Source organism: Hymenobacter guriensis (assembly GCF_015773195.1).
Taxonomy (GTDB): domain Bacteria; phylum Bacteroidota; class Bacteroidia; order Cytophagales; family Hymenobacteraceae; genus Hymenobacter; species Hymenobacter guriensis.
The window spans coordinates 24224-31065 of sequence record NZ_JADWYK010000025.1; the positions used below are offsets into that span (position 1 = coordinate 24224).

Sequence of the window (6842 nt, forward strand, 5' to 3'; positions counted from 1 at the left end):
CGGAATCAGGCAGATAGTAGGTCGGCGACGATGGCGGCCGACAGCAGGCACAACGGAATACCGCCGCCCGGATGGACGCTGCCTCCACAAAAGTACAAGCCAGGAAGTTTACGGGAAAAGTTTGGATGCCGCAGAAAGGCCGCCAGCATATTATTGCTGGAGCTGCCGTACAGCGCCCCACCTACCGACGAGGTACGCCGGGCAATGCCCGGTGGGTCCCATACCTGCTCGGCCCGGATGTACGGGCCCACGTCTACGCCCAGGGCCCGGTGCAGGCGCTGCAGTACGGCCCGGCGGGTGTGTGCCACCAGTGCCGGCCAGTCCTGGCCCTGGTCGTGAGGCACGTTCACCATCACAAACCAGTTTTCGTGGCCGGCCGGGGCATCCGCAGCCGTTTTCTTGCTGGTGATGTTCACGTACACCGTCACGTCGTCGGCCACGGTTTTTTCCAGGAAGATGGCCTCGAACTCGCGGCGGTAGTCCTGGGAAAAGAAGATGTTGTGCACGCCCAGCTCGGCAAACTCCCGTCCGATGCCCCAGTAGAAAATCAGGGCCGAGGACGAGCGGGGCTGCTGCAGGGTTTTTTCGGGGGCGGGCAGTTGAGGTAGCAGGCGGCGGTAGGTGGGCACCACGTCCATGTTGCTTACCACCAACGGGAAATCGTATATGCCCCGCGAAGTGCGCACCCCCGAGACACGCCCGCCGGCCGTGAGGATTTCCTGCACCGGCTCCTGGTAGCGAAACTGCACGCCCAGCTCTTCGGCCAGCTTCACCAAGCTGGCGGCAATGGCATAGATGCCCCCCTCGGGATAATAGGCGCCCAACCCGTGCTCCAGGTGCGGAATCAGGGAAAGGGTGGCGGGCGCCTGGTAGGGGTCGGAGCCGTTGTAGGTGGCAAACCGGTCGAAGAGCTGCACCAGGCGGGCGTCCTGCGGGAAAGCGGCGGCGTGGCGCTGGTGCATGGTGCTGAGCAAACCCAGCTGGGGCAGCACGGCCATGGCCTTCAGCACCTCGGGGCGCAGGTACGTGCCGGCTTTATGCAGGGAGTGGCGCAGGAACGTATCGGCGGTGCCCTCGTAGGCGCGGCCGCTTTGGCGCAGGAAGCTCAGCACGTCGGCGGCAGGCACACCCAGCTTCTCCTCCACTTCCTGCGCGAAGCGGGGCTCCTCGGCCCAGGCGGTGAGGCGGGTGCCATCGGCGAAAAAGTACTGCGTGATGGGGTCGAGCCGCTCGTACCGGAAGTAGTCGGTGGGGGTGCGCCCGGCCAGCCGGAACAGCTCATCCACCAACTGCGGCAGCGTGAACAAGGACGGGCCTCCGTCGAAGCGGTAGCCGCCGGGCAGCCCCAGCTGGTGCATCTTCCCCCCAAACGACGCCTCGGCCTCAAACACCGTAACCGCATGCCCCTGGCAGGCCAGCCGTACAGCCGTGGCAATACCGCCAATGCCAGCCCCGATAATGGCGGCGGGCGTTTTGACGGGAGCTGAGCGTGGGGAAGAGTGCGTCAAGAGAAAGGCAGAAAATAGCCTGAGGCAGCAGGCAGAAACCGGTAGCAGCTCAAAAGTACAACGCCCGGGCCGGCCATTTTCCTTCCGGCCCGGGTGGTCAGCATTTTTGCCATTCAGAAAACTGCCGGTGTGCGGTATAGTTCAGATATTGGGGCCGGTATCTGCTTTTTGGTTCGTCCTCATGCCTGCGACACGTGTTTCCTACCGGTGGGCCTTGGGCTGGGTGCTGTTCTACGGCGGCCTGCTGCCCTACGCCCTGCCCCGCTGCCTCGACTGGATGAGCCGCCCCTCCAACTGGTGGCTGGGCTGCGGCGCGGCGGGCACCGTGGTGCTGGGGGCTGGCATCGTGTTGTCGTTGTACCAGGCCGGGCGCCGGCTGGCACGCTGGTTTTAATCTTCTCACCCTTCCTTCCCTTCTTCCGATGGCACAATTTGACTCCGTAACCGGCCGCTCCTGGCTTAGGCCGCTGATATTTCTGGGGCTGCTGCTCCTGGTCATCGTAGGTGGGTGCAGCCTGATCAAGGTAGAGCGCATCGATGCCGGCAACGTAGGCATCAAAGTGAACCTGGCCGGCACGGCGCGGGGCGTGGACGATATTACCTACGCCACGGGCTGGGTGTTCTACTCGCCCCTGAGCACGGCCGTGTACGAGTTTCCGGTGTACACCCAGCACAAGGAGTACGAGGAGTTTGAGGTGCAGAGCAAGGACGGCTCAGGCTTCGGGGTGGCGCCCAGCCTCAACTACTTTGTGCAGTCGGACAAGGTCGACGACATCTTCCGCCAGTACCGCCGCCCGCTTACCGACATCGAAAACGGCTTCCTGAAAACGGCCGTGTACGAAGCTTACCGCGTGGCCACCAACCGCTACACCGCCGATTCGCTTATCAGCAACCGGGGCTCCTACGAGGCCCAGGTGAAGGCCAACCTCGTGAGCCAGCTCCAGGCCATGGGCTTCACCGTACAGCAGATTACCACCAAGCTGGAGCCCCCGGCCAGCCTCAAAGCCGCCATCGACGCCAAGAACACGGCCGTGCAAACCGGCCTCCAGACCGAAAACCGCATCCGCCAGGCCGAGGCTCAGGCCCGCATCAACATTGCCGAAGCCGAGGGCCGGGCCAAAGCCATCCGCATTGCCGCCGACGCCCAGGCCTACGCCAACCAGAAGCAGCAACAGTCGCTTACGCCGCTGCTGGTGCAGATGCGCTGGATTGAAGCCTGGGAAAAAGGCGGCAGCAACGTGCCCACTTACTCCGGCGGCAATGGCGGTCAGTTTCTGATGCAGATGCCCGCCCCCGGCGCGGCCAAGTAGCCATACTCCAGTCCGGCCCCAGTAGCTCACCTAGCCTACCAAATTCGCGGCACAACCGCAACCCGATTTTGCTCCGGCCAGGAACCTTTTTTTCGCCATTTCGTGGCGGGCAAAATCGGCGAATTTGAGGGCGCCAGGGCCATGTGGAAAACTTTCTGCTGGACTATAGCTTGAGGCATCTAACAAGGCTGGCTATATTCCGGTCCACATCGGCGCGGGCCCGGAACCCCGAGCGGGCTTGCTAGCCTGCTTAGCTGCCTCCGGGCCCGCGTCGCCGTATCCTTCACAACCTCACACACTTCGCCCATGCTGGTAATTAAGCGCGACGGTCGGCGCGAATCCGTCAAGTTCGATAAAGTCACGGCCCGCATCGAAAAGCTCTGTTACGGGCTCAACATGCTGTTCGTCTCCCCCATTGAAGTGGCCAAGAAGGTCATTGATGGCATTTACGACGGCGTGACGACCGTGGAGCTCGACAACCTGGCCGCCGAAACCGCCGCCTCGCTCACCACGCGCCACCCCGACTACGCTATCCTGGCCGCTCGCATTGCCGTGAGCAACCTGCACAAGGTGACCTCGAAGTCGTTTTCGAGCACCATGAAGCGCCTCTACACTTACGAGGACCCCAAGACCGGCGAAAACGCCTCCCTCATTGCCAAGGACGTGTGGGAAGTGGTGCACAAGCACGCCGCCCAGCTCGACTCGGCCATCATTTACGACCGGGACTACTCCTACGACTACTTCGGCTTCAAGACCCTGGAGCGGAGCTACCTGCTGCGCCTTGATGGCAAGGTGGTGGAGCGGCCCCAGCACATGCTCATGCGCGTGGCCATCGGCATTCACCGCGACGACATCGACTCGGCCATTGAGACCTATGAGCTGATGTCGGAGCGGTGGTTTACGCACGCCACGCCTACCCTCTTCAACGCCGGCACGCCCAAGCCTCAGCTGAGCTCTTGCTTCTTGCTCACGATGAAGGACGACTCCATTGAGGGCATCTACGACACGCTCAAGAACTGCGCGCTCATTTCGCAGAGCGCCGGCGGCATCGGGCTGGCTGTGCACAACGTGCGCGCCACGGGCTCCTACATCAAAGGCACCAACGGCACCAGCAACGGCCTCACGCCCATGCTCAAGGTGTTCAACGACACGGCCCGCTACGTGGACCAGGGCGGCGGCAAGCGCAAAGGCGCCTTCGCCATTTACCTGGAGCCCTGGCACGCCGATATCTTCGACTTCCTGGACCTCAAGAAAAACCACGGCAAGGAGGAGATGCGCGCCCGCGACCTGTTCTACGCCCTCTGGACGCCCGACCTGTTCATGAAGCGTGTGGAAGCCAACGGCGACTGGACACTGATGTGCCCCCACGAGTGCCCCGGCCTCGACACCACCTTCGGGGCGGAGTTCGAAAAGCTGTACGCTAAGTACGAGCGCGAAGGCCGTGGCCGCAAAACCATTAAGGCGCAGGAGCTATGGTTTGCCATCCTGGAAAGCCAGACTGAGACCGGCACGCCCTACATGCTGTTTAAGGACGCCGCCAACAGCAAGAGCAACCAGCAGAACCTGGGCACCATCAAAAGCTCCAACCTCTGCACCGAGATTATGGAGTACACCGACGAGAACGAAATTGCCGTGTGCAACCTCGCCTCGCTGGCTTTGCCCCGCTTTGTGAAGGAAGAAAACGGCTCCTTGGTGTTCGACCACCAGAAGCTGTACGACGTGACGTACCACGCCACCAAGAACCTGAACAAGGTAATTGACATCAACTACTACCCCGTGCCGGAGGCCGAGCGCAGCAACCGCCGCCACCGCCCCATCGGGCTGGGCGTGCAGGGCCTCGCCGATACGTTTATTGCCCTGCGCATGCCCTTCGAGAGCGACGAGGCAGCGGGCCTGAACAAAGACGTGTTCGAAACCATCTACTTCGCGGCCATGACGGCCTCCAAGGACTTGGCAATCAAAGACGGGCACTACGAAACCTTCCCCGGCTCGCCCCTGAGCAAGGGCCAGTTCCAGTTCGACCTCTGGGGCGTGACGCCCAACTCGGGCCGCTGGGATTGGGAAAGCCTGCGCGCGGAGGTTATCAAGCACGGCGCCCGCAACTCCCTGCTGGTAGCCCCCATGCCCACGGCTTCCACGGCTCAGATTCTGGGCAACAACGAGTCGTTTGAGCCTTACACCTCCAACATCTACGTGCGGCGCGTGCTGAGCGGGGAGTTTATGGTGGTGAACAAGCACCTGCTCAAGGACCTGGTGAAGCTGGGCATCTGGAACGACCAGATGAAGCAGGCCATTATTGCCGCTAACGGCTCGGTGCAGGATATTCCCAGCATCCCGCAGCACATCAAAGACCTGTACAAGACGGTGTGGGAGATTTCGCAGCGCCGCATCATCGACATGTCGGCCGACCGCGGGGCATTTATCTGCCAGAGCCAGAGCCTGAACCTGCACGTGCAGAACGTGAACTTCGGCAAGCTCACCAGCATGCACTTCCATAGCTGGAAGAAGGGCCTGAAAACCGGCATGTACTACCTGCGCACCAAAGCCGCCGCCGACGCCATCAAGTTCACGGTGCAGAAGCAAGCCGCCGAAACCCTGGAGCCCGTCTACACCGACCAGGCCGCCGCTATGGCCTGCTCCCTGGATAACCCCGACGCCTGCGAGGCCTGCGGGTCGTAAGCGGACTTGGTAACATTTCCTGTTCTAAGCAATATATTAGTATCAATCACCGGAAAGCCACTCCTGATTGCAGGGGTGGCTTTTTATTTCACGGATCTGCGGTATGTATCTCATGTATGTGGATGAAAGCGGCGACCCGGGCCGCTTTATTGGGACGAACACCCCGCATTTTATTCTGAGTGGCTTGCTGGTATCGGAGACAGATTGGGCGGCTGGCCTGGCCCGGATGCTGGCCTTTCGGGAGGAAGTCAAACAAACCACCGGGTTGCCCAAGAAAGTGGAGTTTCACAGCAGCGAGCTGGTGCGCCCGCATAAGCTGGCGGCTTACAAGCAGTTGCATAAGTCGGCTCGGGTGCGCTTATTGAAGGAGTTTGTCGCACAGTTGCCCGGCTTCTTTCCGAACGGACGCATCATCAGCGTGTGTCTGGACAAGCAGGCGTGGCCGGCCGATACTGATTTTCAGGCGCTGGCGTGGCGGCGGTTACTGCGCGGCTTCGATGACTTCCTAGTGCCCCAGCAGCAGCACGGTCTGGTGGTGGCCGACGACACCAGCGAAGGTGCGTTGCGGGTGCTTTTCCGGGCCATGCGCCGGGAAGCGCAGCCGGTGCGCGCTATTCTGGAAGACGTGGTTTGTCGGCAATCCATCCACTCGTATTTCGTGCAGGCCGCCGATGCCATTGCCTACTGCCTGTATCAACAGGAATACCCCCGGGGCAGTACCCGCAAGTTCAACCTGCATCAGCTGTTCGGGACCCTGGATGGTATGCTGCTCAAAAATGCCGCGCCCACCGATCCGCAGGGCATCATCCGGGCCTGATGGGCAAAAAAATGCCCCGGTTAAAACAACCGGGGACTTTGTCGTGGCCCGGTCTAAGCTACAAGGCTCAGGCAAGTCACAGTGCAAATATAACGAACTGTCTGGCTTTTAGGTTCGACTCCGGTCGGGGTCGAAACAAATCAGTATATTCGATGCTGGCCGGGTAAACGCCCTTGTATGCTATGAAACCATCCAAGACGTCATCCTCCGACTCGCCGCAGAATCCGAGTAACCTCTCCATGAGCGGCAAAACCGACGCCGAATGGGAAGCTGCTCGCATCAGTGGGCCATTGTCGAAGCGGGAACTGTTTGCTTATCTCAAGAAAATCGGCAAGCTGCCTCCTGACGCGGAGTTGAAACAAGAATCATAGTGAAGCCGCATTGGAATCTGATTATACCTGCTAGGCTGCCACTACGGCTTGCCCGGGTCATGGATAAACCCAGCAACAGCATTAGGAAGTGTTAACAGTAGGTATTATTTTGGAGGATGGACTTTATGCTGACGGACGCGCAATGGGCGCGCATCGC

The 6842-nt window shown here is 61.0% G+C and carries 6 protein-coding genes; 5 read left to right on the forward strand and 1 reads right to left on the reverse strand.

The window, feature by feature from the left end:
- Positions 1-5 precede the first annotated feature (5 nt).
- Positions 6-1508 carry a 1-hydroxycarotenoid 3,4-desaturase CrtD gene (gene crtD, locus I5L79_RS22750; RefSeq protein ID WP_196957397.1) on the reverse strand — a complete coding sequence of 501 codons (1503 nt, stop codon included), beginning with the start codon at positions 1506-1508 and terminating at the stop codon, positions 6-8.
- Between the two features lie 181 nt (positions 1509-1689).
- Between crtD and I5L79_RS22755 the strand changes: the two genes are divergently transcribed.
- From I5L79_RS22755 to I5L79_RS22775, 5 genes are all read left to right on the forward strand, one after another.
- On the forward strand, positions 1690-1902 hold the full coding sequence (locus tag I5L79_RS22755) for a hypothetical protein (RefSeq protein WP_196957398.1): 213 nt from the start codon (positions 1690-1692) through the stop codon (positions 1900-1902).
- Between the two features lie 28 nt (positions 1903-1930).
- Positions 1931-2818, forward strand: a complete 888-nt coding sequence (locus tag I5L79_RS22760; protein WP_196957399.1) for a prohibitin family protein — start codon at positions 1931-1933, stop codon at positions 2816-2818.
- A gap of 306 nt (positions 2819-3124) precedes the next feature.
- Complete coding sequence (locus tag I5L79_RS22765) at positions 3125-5497, forward strand: ribonucleoside-diphosphate reductase subunit alpha (protein ID WP_196957400.1); 2373 nt, start codon at positions 3125-3127, stop codon at positions 5495-5497.
- 103 nt (positions 5498-5600) lie between these two features.
- Positions 5601-6314 carry a DUF3800 domain-containing protein gene (locus I5L79_RS22770; RefSeq protein ID WP_196957401.1) on the forward strand — a complete coding sequence of 238 codons (714 nt, stop codon included), beginning with the start codon at positions 5601-5603 and terminating at the stop codon, positions 6312-6314.
- Positions 6315-6496: 182 nt separating this feature from the next.
- Positions 6497-6685 carry a hypothetical protein gene (locus tag I5L79_RS22775; protein WP_196957402.1) on the forward strand — a complete coding sequence of 63 codons (189 nt, stop codon included), beginning with the start codon at positions 6497-6499 and terminating at the stop codon, positions 6683-6685.
- Positions 6686-6842 lie beyond the last annotated feature (157 nt).

Excerpts from the sequence above, each read along its gene's own strand:
- I5L79_RS22755 (WP_196957398.1), top strand. The coding sequence starts at position 1,690 with ATGCCTGCGACACGTGTTTCCTACCGGTGGGCCTTGGGCTGGGTGCTG.
- I5L79_RS22760 (WP_196957399.1), top strand. The coding sequence starts at position 1,931 with ATGGCACAATTTGACTCCGTAACCGGCCGCTCCTGGCTTAGGCCGCTG.
- I5L79_RS22765 (WP_196957400.1), top strand. The coding sequence starts at position 3,125 with ATGCTGGTAATTAAGCGCGACGGTCGGCGCGAATCCGTCAAGTTCGAT.
- I5L79_RS22770 (WP_196957401.1), top strand. The coding sequence starts at position 5,601 with ATGTATCTCATGTATGTGGATGAAAGCGGCGACCCGGGCCGCTTTATT.
- I5L79_RS22775 (WP_196957402.1), top strand. The coding sequence starts at position 6,497 with ATGAAACCATCCAAGACGTCATCCTCCGACTCGCCGCAGAATCCGAGT.